Raw genomic sequence first — 21,977 nt, forward strand, 5'->3', positions numbered from 1 at the left:
AGATGTGTTTAAGGGTCAGGGGACGGCGGCCGGGCCGCCAGGGCCTCGCCCGTCGGCTCGTCGGGTGGGGTGGTCATACGGTGCCTCCCGCGGCGGCGGTTCCAGGTGATCCGGGTACGGCGAGGCTGTCGGACGCCGTGGACACCAGCGGCACGCCAGGGGCCGTGGGCGCGCCCAGGTCGTCGTCCGGGTCGAAGAGCCGTGCCGTGGCCGGGACATCGGCCGGAGCGGCGTCCCCCTCGGACACCGGCTCACCGGACTCCGCCGCGGCCAGCACCTCCGCCGCGCCCACCACCATGCAGGCCGGCCCCGCCGGATTGACGGTGAGCGTCATGCCGTACGCGGCCAACTCCCGTGCGGGCAGGCTGTCGTGGGCCAGCGAGGCGCTGAAGGGCTGGTGTGCGGGGGAGGTGAAGACCGGGACCGTCGGTCCCCCGTCCGGGGACGTCATGGCAAGGGGGCCGCCGTCCGGCGCGCGCACGAAGGAGACCTCGGCGTCGGCCAGGGCGCTGAGCACGTCCGACACCGGCCCGTACCCGGTCACCGCCAGCCGGACGGCCTCGTCCACCGGATCGGTCGGCGCGGACCAGCCGAGGGCCGAAGGCGACGGCCGGTACTCCTCGTTCGGCTCCCACTCCTCGACCTCGCCGGACTCCCCGGACCGCCACTCGCCGGCCACGGCCCAGCGCGGTGGCGGGCCGTCCTCACGCCAGCCGGGGTCGACGACCCCGATCCAGTGGTCGGGGGCGAGCCGGGCGGCCTCCCGGACCTCATCCGGCAACGGTGGTGCGCTCGGCGGGAGTTGCGGTGCCCGCCCTGTCTCGCTGTTGGTCACGTACTGCTCCTGCCGGATGCTGCGTCGTCGTCCTGCTGGTGTTCGGCGTGGTGCGGGAGGGGGTCCGTCCATACCAGTGCCGGGGTGATCGGCGAGGTGCCGTTGGCCGGTCCGCGTGGGGGCGTGTAGTGGACCAGGCGTGCGTGGTCGTTCTCCGGGCGGAAGCGGAGCAGGGGCTCGCCGTCAGGGCCGTGCGACTCCACGATCTTCGTGAACACGCCCTCGCTGTACGGCGATCGGGGCGCGCGCCAGTACAGATGGGCGCCGTGGGTGACGGCCATGTCGTTGTGCGTCATCGCCGCCACGGCGTCGTCGTACGTCGGTGTGTCCAGGCGTCCGCTGCCCGGTGTGGCCAGGTCGAAGACGGCGTGGCCGTCCGTGATCTCCGTGAGCGGGCCGTCGGGGGTGCCGCCGCGGTGGCCCAGGACCAGCCCGTCGCGGACGTGGAAGCGGTCCTGTTCGGCCAACGCCTCCATGGTCGTGGAGAGTTGGCGGAACTCGTCGAGGCGTTGCGCGTGCCGGGCCTTGATATCGGCCCAGGTCGCCCCGTCGAAGACCGTGCGGTCCTCGGGGAGTCGCGGTGCGAAGTAGCCGACCAGGCCGATGTGTTCCGTCTTCGCGCCGAGGTGGACGTCCAGGTCGTTGATCGTCTCGGCCCGGATCTCCTGCGGCCTGGGCAGCTTTCCCTCGTCCAGCCACTTCGCGGTGGTCGGGCGGGCGGGGCGTACGTCGATCGTCAGCCCCCGCTCGCGCGCGACACGGCGGAACTTGCCGAAGTTCTTCTCGGGCATGCCGTAGCGCCGCGAGGCGGCCTCCGGCGATACCGTCGGGCCGACCCGGTGGCCCAACTTCTGCCAGAGCCGCGCCAGGTCCTCCGCGCCGAGGCCCAACTCCCCGACCGTGAGACGGGCGTTCGGCGTGAGTGACCACGTCGTGGTGGCGCTGGTACCCGTGGTCAGACCCTTCACGTCGGCCGCGGTGACCTCCAGTCCCTGGAACGCCGGGTCGTCCGGACTCATCCCGGCCGGGGGCCGTGGGCGGGCGAGCAGGAACTCCCCGCCGCGCCGGCAGAGGACCACCGCACGCCCAACGTGAGCGCCGCCGATGGGCGCGTAGGAGCGGCTGGAGCCGTCCTCGGCGACGATCGTGACGGTTGCCCCGGTCGTGTCGGCGGCCAAGCGGGCGGCGATCCTGGTGGTCGCTGGGTTCCAGCGCCGGGCCGTGCGCACTTGGGTACGGATCAGCTCCCGCTCCTGGGGGAGGGTGAGCGGTACGTCGTCCGGGATGCGACCGGCCGTGGCGTGGAACCGGACGGTGGGCCTTCCGTCGTGACCGAGGGTTTCCCCGGCGTCCGACAGCTCGGCCCCGGTGAACGGCACCGAGCGGTCCAGCACCGCGCCCAGGGGCAGCGGACGCTGGGTGGCCCTAGCGGCGATCCCTTCGCCGAAGTCGGCCAGCGCGGTCCAGAAGTTGTTGCCGTCCTCCGTCGGTTCGACCAGCTCGTACACCGTGCCGTCCGCGTCGGTGAGGGTGCCGGGACCGGACGCGGGATCATCCTGACGCCAGCCGGTGGAGTCGGGGTGGGCGGTCCAGGGAGCCGTGGAGTGGGCGGGGTGGCTGGGGAGGGCACCGGGGGCCTCGCCGGCCGGCAGCCGCAGCATCAGGCCGTTGCGTACGCCGAAGCCGAAGTGGCCCTCGCCGGCCGCGAAGGCCAGCGGCAGCCCGCTCAGGCGTACGCCGGTCGCGTCACCCTTGAAGGACACGTCGTACTGCACGTCGTCCAGGTGTACGGCGGAGCCGTCCGGCCCGCGGGTCTCCACCTGGCCGCGTGTCCGGTCCTGCCTCGCGTGGTCGGTGAACCGTTCTCCCACCCCGTGCGGCCGGGCGATCACCCGCATGGCCCGGGTACGGCCCCGGGCGTCGACGAACAGCGGCGAGAGCCAGCCAGGACCGTGGAAGGCCTCCGGCTCGGTGCGCAGGGCGTGGTCCAGCGCGGAGCGGGTGTCGTGGGACAGGCTCGCGCGGCCGGCGATCTCGCGCACGACCTGGTCCGTACCCCGCAGGACGGCCCGGCCGGGGCTGAACGAACCGTCGGGGAGCGCGGGCAGCGCGCTGCCGTCACCGACCGCCACCTCGCCCTCCGGCGGTGGCGGGGGGAGCAGCGAGCGGTCCAGGCGGGGCGGGCGGTGGGCGTCCAGTTCCCTTTCCACGCCGGTGGACGCAGCGGTGGGCGAGGCGAGTTCGGGGTCATCGGCCGTGTGCTGCGCCGGGGCGAGCGCGGAGTAGTGGTTCGTGCCGTTGTAGAAGACATGGACGGTGCGGTCGGCGTCCGCGTTGAGTACGTGGTCCGGGGTGCCGTCCGCGTTGACGACCACGACCCGCAGCCCCAGCGCCTGCGCCACGATTCCCGGGGCGTGGTCGAAGAACGGCGTGTTCCACAGGGCGACGTCCCGGATGGACTCCGCCACCAGATCACCGAGCCTGCGACCGCGCACGGCGGACAGGGGCGGATCGGTCAGGGCCCACCTCGGATAGGCGTTGTGCAGCCAGCCGCGCCAGAGTTTCTCGGCCTCCGGGCCGTCCTGGTTGAGCAGTTCCCGCAATGAATCCCGCTGGTCCCGGCCGACGTCCTGGAGCAACTCCTCCAGCGCGTCACTCCTGTTGAGGAGGGCGTGCAGATCCGAACCCACGAACCTGTCCGCCGCCCCGCGCCGCATGTCCCCGACGCTCTCGCCGACCGGGGCACCTTCCGGGTCCTGGAGCCGTGCGCTGTCCAGGAGCGACCGGAAGAAGCAGTCGCCGTCGCCGGCGACCTGCACTTGAGTGAAGTGCCGGTCCCCACTGGTGAACATCGGGTGGGACGAGAGCGCGTTGCTCGGGGCGCCGGGGCCGGGGGGTTCGGCCGCGCCCAGCAGGGTGTCGGTGATCTTGTCGACGTCTTCGGGGGTGAAGCCCCTGGTGGACGGATCCGTCCACGGTTTGTCGGCGTCGCGTTCGTTTCTCTTGCCCGGGACCCACTTGGGGTGCTTGAACGCTTCGATGAGGTTGGTGAGTTCCTCCTTCTGCTGCTTGCGCTGCTCCTCGCTGTGGGGCTTGACCTTGCGGTACTCCTCCTCCGTCTCCTTCCATGCCTCTCGTGCCTTGACGGCGATCTGGCCGGACAGGGTGGGCGGGCGCCCGATGACGATGCGCTCGTAGCCGATGGGGAGGGGTGCCTTGGAGTTGACCTCGTGCCATTTCTCCATGCGTTCGCCGCCGATGCTGCCCTCTTCTTCGAGGTAGTTGACCTTGTGTCCGGCGAGGGCCATGGCTTCGAGGTTGCCGCTGCGGAAGCCGAGGTGTCTGAGGGAACCGTTGCTCTGGCGGTTGAGGTATTCGTAGAGGCGCATCTGGCCGGTGCGGGTGTCGCCGCCCCAGGTGGCGGTGCCTTCCCTGTCGTTCCAGAAGTCGGTGAGGTCGTGGACGGCCAGCCCGCCCTTTCGGTGCTTCCTGGCCATCTCGGGGTAGTGGGGGCGGCTTTTGGAGTTGACCTTGGCGTCTCCGGCGATGATGACGAGCGGTCCTGGTGGGTCGTTCTTGGTGCGGTTGTGGATGCTGGTGAGGAGTTGGTCCATGCCGGTGTAGCTGGTGTCGTGTTCGACGTGGACGTCGCCGCGTTTGCCGCTGAAGCGGGACCACAGGACGATGACCTCGCGCCCGGGTTCGACGGTGATGTTCTTCGCCGCGAGCCACTCGGCGACCTTGTCCTGGTCCTGCTGAGGGAAGGCGGTGTCGTCCAACTGCCAGGCCTGGCGGGCCTTGTCCCGCTTTTCCTGGCTGAAGTTGTCGCCGAGCCAGGTGGTGGCCGCGCCCACCGGGACGATGAGGTCCCTGAGTTGCCTGTTCGTCGGGGCCGTCCTGCCCTCCAGGGCCTCGCTGTTGATGAGGTCGAAGACGCCTCTGGCGAGGACGTCGGCGTCCTCGCTCGTGGTGATGGTCCTCTCGTGGATACGGCCGGGGGCGATGCCGTTGGAGCGGTAGAACGCGGCGATGTCGTCGCTGCGGTCGCGTGAGCTCTCGGGATCCGCGTCCTTGACCACGATGACGTGCAGGTTCTCGTCGGCGAGGAGATAGGCGGCGATGCCGAACTGGTCGCCGGTCGCGTAGCCCGGGTGGTTCAGGACCTTCTTGAGATTGGCGTCGGTCTTCTGCCCGGCGAGGCGGGCCGCCTTGGCTTCCTTGCTCTCCTTGACCTTGGCCGGCTTGTTCTCCTTGGCCTTGCCTTTGCCCTTGCCGGATTCCCACAGGGGGTCCCGGGCCGGGACCGTGCCTGCGCCGGGCGGCGGCTGGAGGCCGACGGGTGCCGGTACGGGCTGGACGGTGAGGGCGTCGGGCGCGGTGTCCGGGGCCGCTGTACGGGCGGCGGTGAGGACGGCTCGGTACTGGTCCGGGGTCGGGGTCACCGTGTCGGGCAGGCGGAAGTTGTCGCGGGTGATGCGGGTGAACAGGTCCGGGGTCATCCGGCCGACGGTGTAGGCGTCCGTTCGGCGGTTCCAGCGCAGCGCCTCCAGGGCGCCCAGCCCGCGCAGCAGTTCGGGATCGGTGCCGGTGTCGATGCCGGTGGTGCCGCGCAGGGTGCGGACGAACTGGAGGGTGCGGTTGGCCGTCCACGGGTCCGGGGCCGCCTCGCCCGCGTGCAGTCCGGCGTGGACCGCCAGCTTCGTCAGGGCGCCGCCGGAGGGTTCGGGGAGGAAGAGGAGCCACTCGCCCGCGACGAGCTCACCGTCGTCCGACTCGACGTCGAGGGTCGGGCGTACCCGGCCCGTGCTGTCGAGCGCGGTGCCCGCCTTGGTCCTGGGCGCGAACACCGGACGGCCGGTCGTGTTGGCGACGTGCTGGGCGACCGGCAGGCCTCCGTGGGCGGGCCGGGCGCCGGTGTGGCACGAGTAGAGGACGAGCGGCCGTCCGTCCGGACCGAGCCCGCCCCAGCGGATCAGGTACCGACCCAGCTCCGGGCCGCTGACCGACACCTTCTCGTGCGTGACGTACGTGACCTCGGGCGGCGTCTCTTCGGTCGAGGGCGTTCCCTCGGCGGGGTCCGTCCGTACGGGGACGGCGACCGTGCGGGGTGTCTCCAGGGCGAGTTCGACCCGGGTCGGCTTTCCGTGCCCGGCGAAGAACGACACGGTCTGGCCCCGCCAGGGCACCTCCTTGGGCGCGCCGACCAGCGCCCGGCGGCTGGGGCGGTAGTCCGAGTACTCGGTGGCGGACGTCACCGTGTCATAGCGGGCCGCGCGGCGGGCCCAGTCGGCGTCGGTGAAGGAGGCCAGACCCAGATCCAGTCCCTGATTGCGTACGGCGGTGTCCGACAGGGTCTCCCCGTCCAGTGTCCGGATGCGGCCCCCCTCCTCGGTGGGCGCGAGGGTGACGAGGACGGTGGGTCGTGCGGGCGAGGTGCCGAGGAGCCTGTCGGTGATCTTGTCGACGTCCTCGGCGGTGAAGCCCTTGGTGACGGGGTCCTTGAAGGGCTTCTCGGCGTCGCGTTCGTTTCCCTTGCCGAGGACCCATTGGGGGTGCTTGAAGTTCTTGGAGAGGTTGGTCAGTTCCTGCTGCTGCTCCGGTGTCAGGACATCGAGCTTGCGGAACTCCTTCTCCGTCTTCTCCCACATGTCCCGCGCGTCGAGGGCGATCTGGCCGGAGAGGGTGGGCGGACGCTCGATGACGATCCGCTCGTATCCGATGTCAAGGGGGGCCTTGGACTTGCTCGCATGCCATTTCTCCATGCGTTCGCCGCCGATGCTGCCCTCTTCTTCGAGGTAGTTGACCTTGTGTCCGGCGAGGGCCATGGCTTCGAGGTTGCCGCTGCGGAAGCCGAGGTGTCTGAGGGAACCGTTGCTCTGGCGGTTGAGGTATTCGTAGAGGCGCATCTGGCCGGTGCGGGTGTCGCCGCCCCAGGTGGCGGTGCCTTCCTCGTCGTTCCAGAAGTCGGTGAGATCGTGGACGGCCAGCCCGTTGTCCCAGTGCCTCTTGGCCATCTCGGGGTAGTGGGGACGGCTTTTGGAGTTGACCTTGGCATCCCCGGCGATGATGACGAGCGGTCCTGGCGGGTTGTCCTTGGTGCGGTCGTGGATGCGGGTGAGGAGTTGGTCCATGCCGGTGTAGCTGGTGTCGTGTTCGACGTGGACGTCGCCGCGTTTGCCGCTGAAGCGGGACCACAGGACGACGACCTCGCGCCCCGGCTCGACGGTGATGTTCCTCTTCCCCAGCCACTCGGCGACCTTGTCCTGGTCCTGCCGAGGGAAGCGCTGGTCGTCCAACTGCCAGGCCTCGCGGACCTTGTCCCGTGTCTCCTGGCTGAAGTTCTCGCCGAGCCAGGTGGTGGCCGCGCCCACCGGGACGATCAGGTTCTTGAGCTGGTTCTTCGACATGGAGGGGGATGTGTCGTCCAAGCCGTTGATCCTGTCGAAGACCTCCTTGGCGTGGGCGTCGCCGTCGGTGTCCTGGGTGATGGTCACCTTGTGAATACGGCCGGTGGGGATGCCGGTGGAGCGGTAGAACGCCTCGATCTCGGAACTGCGGTCGTTCTTGTTGCCGGGGTCCTCGACCACGACGACATGTCCGTTCTCGTCGGCGAGGAGATAGGCGGCGATGCCGAACTGGTCGCCGGTGGCGTACCCCGGGTGGTGCAGGACCTTCTTGAGATTGGCGGCGGGTGCCTTCTTGGCCAGGCGAGCCGCTTTATCCGCCTTGCTCTCCTTGCCCGCCTTGTTCCCCTTGTTCTTGTGCGGCTTCTCGCCCGCTCCCTTGCCCTTGTTGTTCGCTGCGGGAGGCGGTTGCCGGCGCGCCGACCCGAGCAGGGTGTCGACGGTCGCGGGGCTCAACCGGTGGAGGCTGTCCATGATCCGCTGATCGACCGGTACGCCACGCAGGGCGTCGATCAGTTCGTTCACACGGCTGGAGGTGGCGGACGTGGGGGCAACACTGGTGCCCGTGGGTGTGTCTGCGGTGCTGGTGGTCGTCGGCGCCATGAAGGTCTCGGCCGTCCGGACCTCGGGGGCGTTCTGGATCGCCGAGTAGTGGTTGACGCCGTTGTAGTGGACGTAAAGAGGCCTGCCCGCATCAGGGTTGAGGGGCGTGTCCCAGGCGCCCTGCTCATGGTGGTGCTGCACCACGGTGATGTTCAGGCCGAGCGCCTGGGCGATCCCGGACGGTGCCATGTCGAAGAACGGCGTCGTCCACATGGCGCGGTCTCCGATGGAGTCCGCGACCAGGTCGCCCAGCCGGCGGTTCAGGAAGCGGTCGAGGCCGGGGCTCGACTCCCCCCAGCCGGGGTACCGCCGCCGCACCATCCGCGCCCACAGTTCCTGCGCCGACTGGATGTCGTCCCCGGTGAGAATCTGCCGGACCTGCTCGCGCATCATGCGGGCCCGGACCCCGTCGGAGAGCTCCTCACGCTGGACCCGCTGAGTCCTGCCGGGCACCGGCTGGTAGCCAGGTTGCAGGGCACGGACCGCGGCGTCGGGCAGATCCGTGAGAATGGCCCGGTCGGCGGAGGAGGTGACGAGGCGGCGGAGTTCGTCGCCGTAGAGCCTCCTGCGCAGTTGGTCGTCGATGTCGGCCTGCTGCTCGGCGGAGAGCTGCGGCCGTGAACCGCCCATGAGAGCCGACAGGTCGGCCGGGCCGAGATCCTGCAACAGGACGTCGAGCGCGTCACGCCCGTTCGCTTCCTCGTACGCCGCGGACCCCCGGTACGCCTCCGCCGCGCGCCGCCGCAACTGCGGGACGTCCAGCGCGGTCAGCTCCGAGTCGTGCCCCTGGTGGAGCAGGCCGGCGAGCATCGACGTGAAGAAGCAGTCCCCGTCTCCGACGACTTCGAGAACCCGCAGCTCGTCGCCCTCGAAGGGGATGATTTGGGTGACGGGACGGGGCTGGGCGGCAACGGAGGAGGGAAGCGGGCCCGAGGCGGTGGACATCGTCGTGATGGGTGTCGGTGCGGTGGGCGGCTCGGGGGAAGTGGTGGTGGTGCCGGGCTGGTTCTTGGCCGGGGTCTCGGGCACTGGTGTGGTGGAGACCGTACGACGAGAAGGCGGGGCGGATTCGTCGGTGCCCGTGTCGTTGGCAGCGCCCGGTCCGTCGCGGCGGCTGGTGGTCGGAGTACTGCCCTGCGTGCCTGTCGTGCCATTGGGTGTGCCCGTGGCTCCAGAAGCGCCCGGCGCGCTCTGCGAAGGGATCGGAGACGACAGTGTGGGCGTCGCCCCGACCTGTCCGCCCTCGGTGTCGTTGTCGCTGTCGCCGCCCTCGTGGAGCGCGTCGCGGACCGGTGTCTCCTCGGCTCTTCGGGTGTCGTCGTTCCCGTTGGTCCCGTTCCTGCCGGTCGTCGCCGGCCTCCCGGAACCGTCCGAGACCTGCGCCTCCTTGGCCGACCCGGCTGACCCCGTCGCCCCGGTCGTCCCGGGAGTCGCCGTACCCGACCCCCGTACGTCATTGACCGTGTCCATATGGACGTTGAACTGCGACCCGAACTTCGCCACCCCGGCGAACACCGCACCCATGAACAGCGCACTGCCCGCCGCGGTCAGGAAGGTGTCCCCGCTGAGCGCCCAACTCCCCGTGAACAGACCCACGGTGACGAACTCACCGGCCGTCTCCGCGGCGCCCTCCAGGACGGCGTCTCCCACGCCATCGCCGAACTCGCCCTTGAGATCCCTGTTGTTGTGCCCCGGGGGCACATCCCGGTCGACCTTCGCCAGGACGTCGCCGTCGAACTTCTTGACCACCGTGTCGTCGAAGTGATCCCGCCGGAAGAACCTCTGGAACCTGTCGGCGACCCCCTCGAACATCCCGTGGAACATCCCCGTGATCCCGCCGAACACGGCGTCCTGGAGGATCCGCTCCCAGTCGAAGCCGTGCGGCCGACGTCCGTCCGGACCGAACGCGATCATCGACAACCGCACGACGAACGTGGTGAACGCCTCGTCGAAGGCCTCGCTCAGACTCGGCATCAGATGCGTGCGCCGCATGAGGTTGTCGAGGATGGTGAGGATGGTGACCCGGCTCTGGGCACGGGCCACCGCCGCTTTGCCGACCGCGCTGCCACCACTGAAGACGGACATCACGAGGATCACGGCCAGCTCGATGAGCAGCCGGACGACCTCGGCGATGATCTGCCACTTCGCCTCCATGATGTTCATGGAGGTCTCGACGCGGCCCTGGGCGACGACGTCGAGTTCGTCGGCGAACTCCTTGAGCGTGTTGCGGCCCCGGTCGTCGACGAACAGGTTCATCGCGCGGACGTACTGGGTGGCGACCGCGGGCGGCAGCGAGCGGCCGACGTCCCGCACGGAGACCTCGATCAGGTCGGACAGCCGGTTGAGCTGTCTGCCGAGGCGGGCGTACGGCTCGCGGCTCTGATAGGCCTTGTCCTCGTCCGCCTGGAGCATCCGCTCACCGATGAGCAGGAGCAGCAGGTTGTTGACTTCGGGCGAGACGTGGATGGCCATGGATGTGTCAGTGCCTTCCGGGGCCGTTCGCGGCGGAGCCGTGGATCGCGTCGAGGACGCCGCTCTGCGTGCCCGTGATGTTCTGGAGGTTGGTGTGGGTGCCGTTGGCGACGGCCACGACGGCGTCGGAGAGGGACCGACCGGTGTCGGTGACCGTCGTGCGCTCGGTCTTCTCCTGCGGCTGGACCTCGCGCGCGAACTCGTCGTCGGTGCCCGGCCAGTCGCGGGTGAGGTTCACGTCGGCCACGAACTCGCGGACCATCTGCTGGGCCAGCGAGCTGATCTCGTCGATCTGCCGGACCCCGGCCTGGATGCGTCCGGGGTTGGCGAAGTAGGCGTTGCCGTCAGCCATGGTGGTGCTCCTCGTCAAAGTCGTCGGGGTCCTCGTCGATCTCGTCCCGCAGCCGGTGACCGGCGGCACGGCGCGCGGCAGGGGCCTCCTCCAGCACGGCGGAGCCGAAGATCCTCCCCCAGTCGACGTCGACCCCGGTCAGCTCGGGCACGGCCTTGCTCGGCCGGGTGAACGGCTCGAACGCCGCCATCACCTGACGGGCCATCACCCCGCGTGCCTCGGCCGCCGCTTCCAGCACGCTCGCCGCCAACTGCCCGGCGGCCATGGTCCGGTACCGGTCCTCCAGGAACCGCAGCCCGGTCAGCTCGCCCTGTGGGCCCACGGTGACCTCGACACTGCGGTCCTTGGACCGCACCCGCACCGAGGCCTCGGCGAGCTCCGCCTCCGCGCGGGCCACCGCGTCGCGGGTGGCGTCCAGTTCGGCCATCGCCTGGGCGAGCCGCTGCTCGTACGAGGTCCCGCTCATCGGCCGATCACGGAGGGAGCCCCGCCTTCCTCGGCGCCCCACACGTCCTCGTCCTCCTCGTCGGCGAGCCAGCTGGCCCGTTCCTCGTCGCCGCCGCTCTCCGTCGTACGACCACCCCGGCGCGCCTCGGAGGCCTGCGGGGCGAAGGGAGTGGACGCCGAGCTGGTGCTGACCCTGGACCGTGTGGTGGTGCCCTCGGCCTCGTCCTCGGCCGTGGCGCCGTTCCCGCCTCTGCCGGTGCGGCGCGCACGTCCGTCGAGGGGGCCGCGGCCCGGCTCGGTGAGGACGTTGCGCACCCGGTCGCCGTTGCCCTGCTGTCCGCCGCCCGCGCCCGGGGCGCCGCCCATGCCCATCGGCATCATCGGCATGCCGCTGTTCGCCGTCCCGTCGGCGGTGCCGGTCGGCGCGCCCAGGGCGCCCGAGGTGTACGGCGTGTCGTCGTACCCCGAGAAGGCGTCGCCGAGGCCGGTCGAGGGCGTCGTATCGGAGCCGAAGCCGGTGAGACCGGAGGTCAGCGGGGTGCCGGAGCCGAGGGCGTCGGTGAGCCCGCCGAGTCCGCTGCTGAGGTTGCTGTTCAGGCTGCCGAGGCTGTCGTTCAGGTCGTCGAAGTCGAGGCCGTCGGTGAGGTCGCCGAGGTCGCTCAGTCCGTCGCCGAGGTCGGTGGTGGTGACGTTGCCGTCGGGATCGGTGGTGGTCGCCGTGCCGGACGCGGGGTCGATCGTGGTGACCGTGCCGTCCGGGTAGGTGGTGGTGAGGGTGCCGTCCGGATTGAGGGTGGTGACGCTGCCGTCCGGGTTGGTGATGCTGTCGCCGGCCTCCAGATCCGTGGTGGTGGTCCTGCCGTCCTTCGTCGTGGTGGTGACCCGGCCGGTGCCCGGGTCGAAGATGCTGACCGAGCCGTCGGGGTAGGTCGTGGTCAGCGTGCCGTCGGGGTTGAGGGTGGTGGTGCCGCCGCCGGGGTTGGTGAGGCCGTCCGACAGGGAGCCCAGGCTCAGCCCGGAGCCGAGGTCGGTGCCGAGTCCGCTGCCGAGGCTGCTCAGTCCGGTGCCGAGTCCGGTGGTGAGGCCGGTGAGCCCGGCGCCCAGGTCGGCCCCGAGACCCGAGAGGCCGTCGCCGAGACCGGAGAGGTTGTCGCCCAGGCCGTTGAGGCTGTCGCCGATCCCGTTGCCGAGGTTGTCGATCGCCTCGTCGAGGCTGTCCCCGAGATCGTCACCGATGCCGTTGCCGTCGCTGTCGTCGCCCTGACCGTTCTGGTACTGGTCGGTCAACGAGGAGGTGTCCTTGGCGTCCAGGGGCACCTCGAGCGGGTCGACGGCCTCGATCCACGCGTTGTTGAGGTCCGACAGCACCTGCTTGGCGACCGGGATCAACTGGCGTTCGATGTAGGTCGTCCAGCGCTGGACGGCCGCCTCGCCGACCTTCTTCCAGTTGTTGACGTCGTTGAGGTTGCCGTAGAGCGGATGGCTCTGCTTGAACGCGCTGGTGGCCGAGTAGTGGTGGCGGCCCTGACGGCTCTCGTGGTGGACCTGGTGGACGTTGTTCTCCAGCACCCACGCGGTGAGCTCGTTGAGCATCTCCAGCAGTCCCCGGTGCGGGTCGTGCTGGCCGGTGTCGGCCCACGTGATCCAGGCGGTGCGCAGCGCGACGGTCTGGCGCCACAGGTCCTTCTGGGCCTTGATGAGGGCGTCGGAGTAGGGGGAGAGCGGGGTGTAGTAGTCGACGCTGGTGCTGTGCGCGTAGTAGGTCAGGCCGCCCATCTGCTCGACGTAGGCGTCGTAGTTCTTGCGGAGCTGGCGGACCAGGTCGCGGAAGATCCCGGCGGCCTGCCCCTGCCAGGCGCCGTCCTCGCCGCCGAGGGACTCCTCCCACTGCTTGAGCACCACGGCCTGGTCGGCGAAGAACTTCTTCGCGCGGTCGAAGGACTGCGCGGTGTCCTGGAACGACTTGAGCTTGACGGCGTCCTTGTCGGCCACCGTGAGGCCGTGGGACGAGAACCCCGCGGTGCTGTGCGCGCTGTCCGCCGCCAGTGCGTCCAGGACGGCCTTCGCCCCGCTGACGTACTGGGCCAGCGCGGAGTTGTCCCACTGGTCGCCGTAGTGGCCGGTGAACGGCCCGCCCGAGAACGTCTCGCCGCCGTCGAGCAGCCTGCCCCGGCCGTCTCCGCCCACCGGGACACCGATGAGCACGATGTGCGCCTGGTACAGGTTGAAGTCGGCGCTCTGGTGGTTCGAGCCGTCGGCGCCCCCGTGGGTCCCCACGAAGGTCAGGATGTAGTCGTCGCCGGAGGCGACCTGCCAGCCGCTGATCGCCGAGTAGTCCGCGTCGGACAGGTTGCGCATCTCCTGGGAGCGGATGTCCATGCGGAAGAGCGGGATGCCCTCCTTGCTCTTGAGGTGCTCGAAGAGGCCCGCGCGGCTGGGCATGGGATAGCCGGTGAGCATCGTCACCGCTTGGCCCCAGTAGTCGTCCTGGTCGTAGGTCGTGGCGTTCTCAGGCATGCGATCCCCGTCGGCGGTACTAGTCGTCGTTCCCGGAGCTACCGGAGTTGCCGGAACCCGAGTCGGTGTCGTCGCTCCCGGGGTTCTCGCTCATGCCCTCGTCGACGTCGGAGAAGACGTCGAGGAATCTGCCCGCGTCGATGGACTGGAGGGTGCTGCCCTGGGTGTTGAGCATCGTGCGGATGGTCTGCTTCAGGTCGCGGTCGATGTCCCCGAACAGGTTCACGTGCTGCTCGAAGACGGCGTCCACGCTCTGCGCGGCGCCCGTCGCCGCCGTCAGCAGCGACTCGCCGTGCAACGAGTCGCCGGTGCCCATCTGGCCGATGGACAGCGCCTGGCTCTGCTGGAGCGTCTCGGGGGTGGTGGCCCCGTTCACGATGCTGCGCAGCGCCCGCACTCCGCCGTCGTCGGCCGCGCTGTCCTTGCGGACGGCCTTGAGGGCGTCGATGAAGTCGGCGAGGTCGTTCTCCACGAAGCGCTGGAGCGCCGGTCCGTCGAGGTGGGTGAGGTCCGCCATGGTGCTCGTCTCTTCCCGTTACCGGCCGATGCCGACTTCGGACCACATCTGCGTCAACTGCTTCTCGCTGTACCTGTATTGCTCGCCGATGCCCGTCAACAGCTTGGAGTGCGATTTCAGCAGCTCCTTCATGTTCTCCACGGCCCCGTGCCACGCGGCCTGCTTCTCGCGGTACATGTCCGCGTCGGTGCCGTACCAGGACTTGACGAGTTCGTTGAGCTCGGCCTCCAGGGAGGCCAGGGTGTTCGAGATCGCCGTGGTCTGCTGGACCATGTCGTCGGCCGCGTTGTCCATGTGGTTGTAGTCGACGTAGATGTAGCCGTCGGTCAGGTCGGACATGCCAGAACCTCGTTCCGGGTCGTGGTGGGGGCGGAGGTCAGCCGACGAGCTGGTCGAAGGCCGACTGCGAGGCGCTGTAGGCCTGGTTGATCGCGTCGTTGGAGGAGCCCTGGGCCTTGCCGTGCTCGACGAGGCTGTTGTTGAGCTTGTCGACCATGTCCTCCAGGTTGCGCAGGATGACGTTGCACTGCTCGTCCCACTGCGTGAGGAGCTTGCCGAACTCGGCGCCGTCGCTGCCCTGGTAGCCCGCGGAGAGGTTGGCGCGGGTGCCGTCCACGTCCTGACGGGACTTGAGGATGCCGCTGAAGGCCATCTCCAGCGCCTGGATGCCGTTGCGGGTCGACTGTTCGTTTGACTGCTGGCCGTTTCCTGCCATGGGAGGCCTCCCGGTCGGTGGATGTGCGGAACGGGTCGGGGCCTCCGCCCCAGGGGGTGGGGGCGGAGGCCCGTCATCTCGTACTACGGAGCAGGTGGGGCGCCGGGTTCTCGTGAGACGGCCTCAGTTTTCGGGAGTGACCGCTCCGGTACCACCGCAGACGGGCCCCGTGGTGTGCGGCCGGGACGCGCCGGTCGCCGCGGCCGGGTCCAGGTCCGGGCCGGTCGGCAGCATCGACAGCAGCGGCGCCGGCAGTGCCCGCGCGCTCGCCTCGCTCTGTCCGAGCGCCTCCAGGGCCGCCGTCGAGGGCACCCGGTACTTCACGCCGTTGTCCGTGACGAGATACGTGGTGTCTCCTACGGCGGTCCCGTCCGCGCCGAGCGCCCGCACCAGCGCGCCGTGGCCCGGCCGCACGACCACGCCGTCCACCCGCAGACAGGCGGGCCGCACCTGGTCGGTCGGGGCGGCGGCGACCGGGCCCAGGTCGGTGACCGGGACCAGCGTGGTGGCGACCCGGGTGCCGTCGGTGCCGGGCTCCACGCCGGCGCAGGCAGCCTGCTCCCGCGGTACCGAGGTGGCGTGGGGCGGGGCGGCCGGCAGCCCGGCGGCGCCGGGGGAGCGGCCCTCGGCGCCAGGGGCGAGATGCTGCTTGAGGGTGTCCGCGCCCAGGTCGGCGGCGACCGGGGAGGCACCGTCGTACGCCTTCTCACGGACCGTGGGGTCGCCGAGCGCGAGGGCGGCGGCGGTGTCGGTGAGCGGGACCAGGCCCTCCCGGCGCAGCTGGTAGTAGGGGCGTTCGGCGGAGCCGGGCACACTGACCCGGAAGACCTGGCCGACCCTGCTCGTGGCCGAGCTGAGGGCGGGGCCTTCGGCGCCCAGGTCCGGGACCGTCGGGGCGGTGAGGTCGGGGCCCTCGACCAGGGCGTCGAGGAAGGCCGCGGACACGGGGCGCGGGGCGACGGAGCCGTAGCCGAGGGAGACGGCCGAGCCGGACTTGCGGTCCAGGCGGAGCCTGCTGCCCTGCCAGACGAGGTACGACGTCCCGTCCGGGCCGGCGACCAGCACACCGGAGCCGGCGTCGAGCCCGGTGGCGGCGGTGGGGCCGCCCGCGATCAGCGCGGTCACCGCGGAGCCGTCCTCGTCGAGCGCCGAACACACCTGCCAGGCCCCCGAGTCGAGGTCCCCGCCGCCCGGCAGGGAGTCGGGCGCGCCCGGGATGCCGACCGGTGCGCCGATCGGGGTGTCGCCGAGGGAGGCCGTGGAGACGTCCTCGGTTTTGAGGTCCTTCCCGCCGATCAGCCTGGCCGAGGCGTAGTTCCGTACCGGACGCAGCCGGCCGTCGTAGTAGACGTAACGGGCGCCGGTCTCCCGGTTGACGACGAGCGTGCCCGACGTACGCCAGGAGTCGTCGCCGCCGGGCGAGACGAGACCGTAGACCACCGCCCCGGCCGCCACCAGCACGGCGACGACGATCCCGCTGACGGCGCCCCGGGTGGTGCGCCCCAGGGGACTCTCCGGGGCGTCCGGGTCGGCCAGCAGCATGCCGGAGGCCAGCCGGTTCATGACGAAGGCGTGCGCCTGTACCTGGTCGCGCTTGGACTGCATGACGAACCCCCGCTCAGCCGCTGATCGCCCGGAGGGCGCCGAACACCCCGAGCACCCACAGGGTCAGCGGCAGTACGGAGATCGCGAGCCCCGAGTGCAGCAGCTCCGCCGCCCGCCCCCAGTACGGCAGCATCCGGCGGCCCGGCACCGTCCAGGACGCGATCGCCAGGACGGCGGCCAGCGCGAGCAGCCCGGCCAGCAGCAGGGGCCTGCCGTCGGCGCCCGCCGCGTGGGCGGCCGTACCGACCAGCAGGGCCGCGCCCAGCGCTCCGGGCAGTACCAGGGCCAGGCGCTGGCGTACGTTCACCATGCCCCGGCCGTGCAGCAGCAGAAGCAGCGACAGCACCCCGGCCGTCAGCGCCTCCGGCAGGCTCGGCCGCAGCGACAGCGCCACCAGGCAGCCCGCGCCGACCGCGCCCGAGGCGCCGTACAGGGCGGTCATCCAGCCGCTCGCCGACTCGGTGCGGGTGGCCACGTCCCGGCCCTCGTAGGGCTCGATGCCCTCCTGCAACTGCTGGGCGCTGCCCGGCAGCGCCGGCATCCGCATGCCCGCGAGCCGGAAGGACAGTGCGGGCACGAACCCGCCGAGCAGCACCACCAGGGCGGCGACCGCGGCCGCCGTACCGTCGACGGCCAGCCCGAACACGCCGATCGCGGCGCCCGCGAGCGCGGTGAACACCGCCACCAGGGCCGTCGCGAGGAACAGCGGCGCCGAGACGGCCGTCACGGCGAGCGCGAGCACCGCGCCGCCCGCGCCCGCGGCGCCCGCCGCGAGGAGCCTGGACCCCAGCACCTCCTGGGCCTGCGGCCCGCTCAGATCGCCTCCGGGGATGAGGAACGCGGCCAGCGCCAGGAACGGCCCCGCCATGTACCCCAGCGCCGCCCCGGCCGGCCGGTCACCCACCGCGCGGGCCGCGGACGCGGCGCCCGCGAGCAGCAGCAGACCGCTCGCGCCGGCCGCCGCGGCCCTGACGGTCGCCGAACCGCCCGGCCACGCCAGCACACCGAGCCCCAGCACGAGCGTCGCCACCGCGAGGCCGAGCAGCAGCCGCCGCCCCGCCTCGGGCGTCCACGCGTGCAGCCGGTCCCGGGTGACGTTGGCGATGCCGTCCACCAGGTCGTCCAGGCGGACCTCGGGCAACGCGGCGTCGTGCGGCCGCAGATGGAGCACCTCGCCGTCCTTGAGGTCGAGGGACTTGAGCGTCCCCTCCTCGTCCAAGGGGCGCTCGCCCAGCCGCTGAAGGACCCAGCCCCCGTGGTCGAGACCGCTCTCCTCGACGTCGCCGCCCGGTCCGTCCCCGGTGCCCTCACCCGCGTAGCGCAGCAAGGTCGGCAACAGGTCGGCGACCGGCACGTCCGCCGGTACGGCGAGGTCGATCGTCCGGGCCGGGCCGCGGACGGTGAGATGGCACAGCTCGGCCACCTGGTGGTCGGTCATCGAATTCTCCTGGCGCAGATCCTGCGGGGCTCCCCATCCGTATTACGGAGTGACCCCCCTTTCGCGTTCTCCGCACCCGCTGTTGCTTGAGGAGCCCTTCCGTTGAGCGTCGTCCTGTTCCGCCGACCCGCCCGCCGCCGTGGGCCCGACATGCCCGAAGGGGAGCTGACCCTCCAGGAGCCGCCGACGCTCCCGGAGACCGTGCCGGACTCCTCCGCCGTGTGGACCTACCTCCCCATGGCGATGATGTCCGTCTCGATGATGCTGATGTTCATCCGCCCCGGCGGCACCAGCAGCGTCTTCAGCTACCTGGCACTCGGCATGATGGTGCTCGCCTCCGGCGCGATGATGCTCGGCCAGGTGATGCGCAAGAGCGGCGAACGCAAGCAGCGCCTGCACGGCGAACGCCGTGACTACCTGCGCTACTTGACCCAGACCCGGGGCAGGGTCCAGCGGGTCGTCATCGAACAGCAGCAGGCGTTGGCCTGGCGGCACCCCGCCCCCGTCACCCTGCGTTCCATGGTCCGCACCACCCGGCTGTGGGAACGGCGGCCCAAGGACGACGACTTCGCCGAGATCCGCATCGCGGTGGGCGAGCAGCAGCTGTCGATGCGCCTCAACCCCCTGTCCACCAAGCCGGTAGAGGACCTGGAGCCGCTGTCCGCACACGCCCTGCGCCGCTTCGTACGCGCCTACAGCACGGTCCCCGACCAGCCCATCGGTCTCTATCTGCGGTCCTGGTCAAGGGTGTTGCTGCGCGGCGACGAGACCGCCGTACGCTCCCTGGTGCGTGCCGCGCTGTGCCAGCTCGCGGTGTTCCACGCGCCCGAGGACCTGTGGATCGCGCTGTGCGTGTCCGACGAGCGGCGCGCGGAGTGGGAGTGGGCCAAATGGCTGCCGCACAACCTGCATCCGCAGGAGCGGGACGGCGCCGGGCCCGCGCGCATGGTGGCCTCCGCGTTCAACGACCTGGAGGACCTGCTGGGCGCGGAGTTCGCCGAGCGGGCGGGTTTCGACCCCGAGGAACCGCCGGGCCGGGACGAGCCGTTCACGGTGATCGTGGTGGACGGCGTGAGCGTCCCTGCCGGACACCGGCTGGACGGGCCCGGCGCGCGCAACACCGTGGTCCTCGACCTGTCCGGCGCGTTGAGCTGGCGGCCCGGACGGACCACGCTGCGCCTCGACGTACGGCCCGGGTCGGTACGGCTGGTCCGTACGGACCGCAGCCGCAAGGAGCAGACGACGTCACTGGGCCGCCCCGACGCGGTGGGTCCGGCCGCCGCCGAGGCGCTGGCCCGGCTGCTGTCGCCCTACCGGATGAGCCTGAGCGCGGACGCGGCCGAACCGCTCGCGAGTGACGTGCAGTTGACGACCCTGCTCGGCATCCCCGACCTGTACCGCCACGACCCCGCGGCGCTGTGGCGGCGGGCGACCGGGGCGGCCCGGCTGCGGGTGCCGGTGGCCGTGGGCGCGGACGGCCGCCCGGTCGAGCTGGACATCAAGGAGTCGGCGCAGGGCGGCATGGGCCCGCACGGCATGCTCATCGGGGCCACCGGTTCCGGCAAGAGCGAGCTGCTGCGCACCCTGGTGCTGGGGCTGGCGCTCACCAACTCCTCCGAGACCCTGAACTTCGTCCTGGTCGACTTCAAGGGCGGCGCCACCTTCCTCGGCCTCGACGGGCTGCCGCACACCTCCGCCGTCATCACCAACCTCGCCGACGAGGTGGCGCTGGTGGAGCGCATGCAGGACGCGCTGCACGGGGAGCTGATCCGCAGGCAGGAACTGCTGCGCGCGGCCGGGAACTACAGCTCGGCGCTGGAGTACGAGAAGGCGCGGGCGTCGGGCACACCGCTGGAGCCGCTGCCCAGTCTGTTCGTGGTGGTCGACGAGTTCAGCGAACTGCTCGCCGCCCACCGCGAGTTCATGGACCTGTTCGTGATGATCGGCCGCCTCGGGCGCTCGCTGGGCGTCCATCTGCTGCTGGCCTCGCAGCGGCTCGACGAGGGACGCATGCACGCCCTGGAGAGCCATCTGTCGTACCGGATCGGCCTGCGGACGTTCTCCGCGATGGAGAGCCGCGGTGTCCTCGGCGTGCCGGACGCCTACCAGCTGCCCTCGCAGCCGGGCGCCGGGTTCCTGAAGAGCGGGGTGGAGGCGCTGACGCGGTTCCGGGCCGCCTATGTGTCCGGGGCGTACCGGCAGCGGCGGGGCGGGGTCGCGCAGGCGCGGGTGGCGAGCCAGATCGTGCCGTGGAGCGCGGGCTGGGTGGTGCCGCGTGCCGTGGCACCGGCGGCGCCCGAACCGGTCGTACCGGACGAGGAGTCCTCGGACACCCTGCTCGCCGTCGCGCTCGACCGGCTGCGGGACTCCGGACCCCCGGCCCACGAGGTGTGGCTGGCGCCGCTGGGGCTGCCGCCCGCGCTGGACGCGCTGCTGCCCGGCCTCGACAAGGACGCCGAACGCGGGCTCGTCGCCACCGGCTGGTCCGGGGTGGGGCGGCTGCGGGTGCCGGTCGGGCTGGTGGACAAGCCGTTCGAGCAGCGCCGGGACCCGCTGGTCGTCGACCTGTCCGGGGCGGGCGGCCATGTGGCGGTCGCGGGCGGCTCGCAGAGCGGCAAGTCCACGCTCGTCCGCACGCTGATCACCGCGCTGGCGCTCACCCACAGCCCACGTGAAGTCCAGTTCTACTGCCTGGACTTCGGTGGCGGCGGCCTCGCGGGGCTGGCCGGACTCCCGCATGTCGCCGGGGTCGCCAGCCGCCTCGACAGTGAGCGGACCAGCCGCACCGTCGCCGAGGTGACGACCCTGCTCGCGGACCGGGAACGGTTCTTCCTCGACCACGGTCTGGACTCCATGGCGGCCTACCGACGGCGGCGCGCGGAAGGCGAGTTCGCCGACCAGCCGCACGGGGACGTGTTCCTCGTGGTGGACGGCTGGTCCACGGTCCGTCAGGACTACGACACCCATGTCGCCGCCTTCAACCAGATCGCCCAGCGCGGCCTCAACTACGGCGTCCATCTCGTCGTCACCACCGCCCGCTGGGTGGAACTCCCCGCGCAGATCCGCGACCAGGCCGCGACCCGGCTCGAACTGCGGCCCGGCGACACGATGGACTCGGTGATCGACATCCGCAAAGCGGCGACGGTGCCGCGCACGGGCGGACGGGGCCTGACGACCGACGGCAAACTGCACTTCCTCGCGGCACTGCCCCGCATCGACGGCGGGCAGAGCACGGACGACCTCGCGGACGGCGTCGCCGCACTCGTGGACCAGGTCACCGCGGCCTGGACGGGCCCGGCCGCCCCGCCGGTACGGATGCTGCCGCACCGGCTGCCGACGGCGGCGCTTCCCGCGCCCGAACTCGGCGACGGGCTGCGGATCCCCCTCGGCCTCGACGAGGAGAAACTCGCCCCCGTCTGGCACGACTTCGCCCGCACCCCGCACCTCATCGCCGTCGGCGACACCGAGAGCGGCAAGACGAACCTGCTGCGGATGGTCGCCAAGGCGGTCACCGACCGGTACACCCCGGCCGAGGCGCGGGTCCTGGTCGTGGACTACCGGCGTGAACTCGTCGACGCGGTACCGCCGGAGTACCAGCTCGGACACGCGGTCTCGATCGACTCCGTCAAGGAACTGGTGGCCGGCTCGGCCAGGGCCCTGAAGACCCGCGCCCCGGGGCCCGACATCACCCCGGCCCGCATGCGCCTGGCCGACTGGTGGCAGGGCCCGCGCCTGTTCGTCCTCGTCGACGACTACGACATGATCGGCGGCGGAAACGCCTTCGACCACCCCTTCGCCCCGCTCTTCGACCACCTGGCGCTGGGCCACGAGGTCGGCGTCCACGTGGTCGCCGTCCGCTCGGCGACGGGGGCCGGGCGCGGTCTGAACGATCAGCTGCTGCGGCGGCTCGACGAGGTCAACACGCCCGGACTGCTGCTGTCCTGCCCCCCGTCCGAGGGCTACGTCTTCGGCAACATCAAGCCGCGGAACCTGCCACCGGGGCGGGCGCTGAGCATCGTACGGCGCAAGGCGACGCTCATTCAGACGGCGCTGGCGGGGAGCGGGGGGAGCG

Annotated in this window: 11 protein-coding genes; 1 reads left to right on the forward strand and 10 read right to left on the reverse strand. The window is 71.3% G+C overall.

Going from position 1 to position 21,977, the window contains the following annotated elements; translation table 11 throughout:
• Window positions 1-73: 73 nt before the first annotated feature.
• From HLK59_RS35675 to eccD, 10 genes are all read right to left on the reverse strand, one after another.
• Entirely contained in the window at window positions 74-835 is a 762-nt protein-coding gene (locus HLK59_RS35675) for a type VII secretion system-associated protein (RefSeq protein ID WP_346779887.1), read from the reverse strand.
• Window positions 832-10,314, reverse strand: coding sequence for a hypothetical protein (locus HLK59_RS35680; RefSeq protein WP_171145762.1), 9,483 nt, complete (start codon window positions 10,312-10,314; stop codon window positions 832-834). Before HLK59_RS35680 ends, HLK59_RS35675 begins: the two co-directional genes overlap by 4 nt.
• A gap of 7 nt (window positions 10,315-10,321) precedes the next feature.
• A complete protein-coding gene (locus HLK59_RS35685) occupies window positions 10,322-10,666 on the reverse strand; it encodes a hypothetical protein (RefSeq protein WP_171145763.1) in 345 nt (114 codons plus the stop codon).
• On the reverse strand, window positions 10,659-11,132 hold the full coding sequence (locus HLK59_RS35690; protein WP_171145764.1) for a YbaB/EbfC family nucleoid-associated protein: 474 nt from the start codon (window positions 11,130-11,132) through the stop codon (window positions 10,659-10,661). The genes HLK59_RS35685 and HLK59_RS35690 overlap by 8 nt, the downstream gene beginning before the upstream one ends.
• Entirely contained in the window at window positions 11,129-13,630 is a 2,502-nt protein-coding gene (locus HLK59_RS35695) for an AAWKG family protein (protein ID WP_171145765.1), read from the reverse strand. Before HLK59_RS35695 ends, HLK59_RS35690 begins: the two co-directional genes overlap by 4 nt.
• 19 nt (window positions 13,631-13,649) lie before the next feature.
• Window positions 13,650-14,147, reverse strand: a complete 498-nt coding sequence (locus tag HLK59_RS35700; RefSeq protein ID WP_171145766.1) for a type VII secretion system-associated protein — start codon at window positions 14,145-14,147, stop codon at window positions 13,650-13,652.
• 18 nt (window positions 14,148-14,165) lie between these two features.
• Complete coding sequence (locus tag HLK59_RS35705) at window positions 14,166-14,486, reverse strand: WXG100 family type VII secretion target (RefSeq protein ID WP_171145767.1); 321 nt, start codon at window positions 14,484-14,486, stop codon at window positions 14,166-14,168.
• A gap of 37 nt (window positions 14,487-14,523) precedes the next feature.
• A complete protein-coding gene (locus tag HLK59_RS35710) occupies window positions 14,524-14,862 on the reverse strand; it encodes a hypothetical protein (protein WP_171145768.1) in 339 nt (112 codons plus the stop codon).
• A 123-nt stretch (window positions 14,863-14,985) separates the two neighbouring features.
• A complete protein-coding gene (gene eccB / locus HLK59_RS35715) occupies window positions 14,986-16,467 on the reverse strand; it encodes a type VII secretion protein EccB (RefSeq protein ID WP_171145769.1) in 1,482 nt (493 codons plus the stop codon).
• Window positions 16,468-16,480: 13 nt separating this feature from the next.
• Complete coding sequence (gene eccD / locus HLK59_RS35720; protein WP_171145770.1) at window positions 16,481-17,905, reverse strand: type VII secretion integral membrane protein EccD; 1,425 nt, start codon at window positions 17,903-17,905, stop codon at window positions 16,481-16,483.
• A 150-nt stretch (window positions 17,906-18,055) separates the two neighbouring features.
• Here eccD and eccCa point away from each other — a divergent pair.
• On the forward strand, window positions 18,056-21,977 hold a 3,922-nt coding region (gene eccCa / locus HLK59_RS35725; protein WP_171145771.1), incomplete at its 3' end, for a type VII secretion protein EccCa.

This window comes from Streptomyces sp. S3(2020) (assembly GCF_013044505.1).
Classification (GTDB): Bacteria; Actinomycetota; Actinomycetes; order Streptomycetales; family Streptomycetaceae; genus Streptomyces.

What these genes read in the sequence shown, in the direction of transcription:
- HLK59_RS35680 (WP_171145762.1), bottom strand. Translation starts at nt 10,314, where the DNA reads ATGGCCATCCACGTCTCGCCCGAAGTCAACAACCTGCTGCTCCTGCTC.
- HLK59_RS35685 (WP_171145763.1), bottom strand. Translation starts at nt 10,666, where the DNA reads ATGGCTGACGGCAACGCCTACTTCGCCAACCCCGGACGCATCCAGGCC.
- HLK59_RS35690 (WP_171145764.1), bottom strand. Translation starts at nt 11,132, where the DNA reads ATGAGCGGGACCTCGTACGAGCAGCGGCTCGCCCAGGCGATGGCCGAA.
- HLK59_RS35695 (WP_171145765.1), bottom strand. Translation starts at nt 13,630, where the DNA reads ATGCCTGAGAACGCCACGACCTACGACCAGGACGACTACTGGGGCCAA.
- HLK59_RS35700 (WP_171145766.1), bottom strand. Translation starts at nt 14,147, where the DNA reads ATGGCGGACCTCACCCACCTCGACGGACCGGCGCTCCAGCGCTTCGTG.
- HLK59_RS35705 (WP_171145767.1), bottom strand. Translation starts at nt 14,486, where the DNA reads ATGTCCGACCTGACCGACGGCTACATCTACGTCGACTACAACCACATG.
- HLK59_RS35710 (WP_171145768.1), bottom strand. Translation starts at nt 14,862, where the DNA reads ATGGCAGGAAACGGCCAGCAGTCAAACGAACAGTCGACCCGCAACGGC.
- eccB (WP_171145769.1), bottom strand. Translation starts at nt 16,467, where the DNA reads ATGCAGTCCAAGCGCGACCAGGTACAGGCGCACGCCTTCGTCATGAAC.
- eccD (WP_171145770.1), bottom strand. Translation starts at nt 17,905, where the DNA reads ATGACCGACCACCAGGTGGCCGAGCTGTGCCATCTCACCGTCCGCGGC.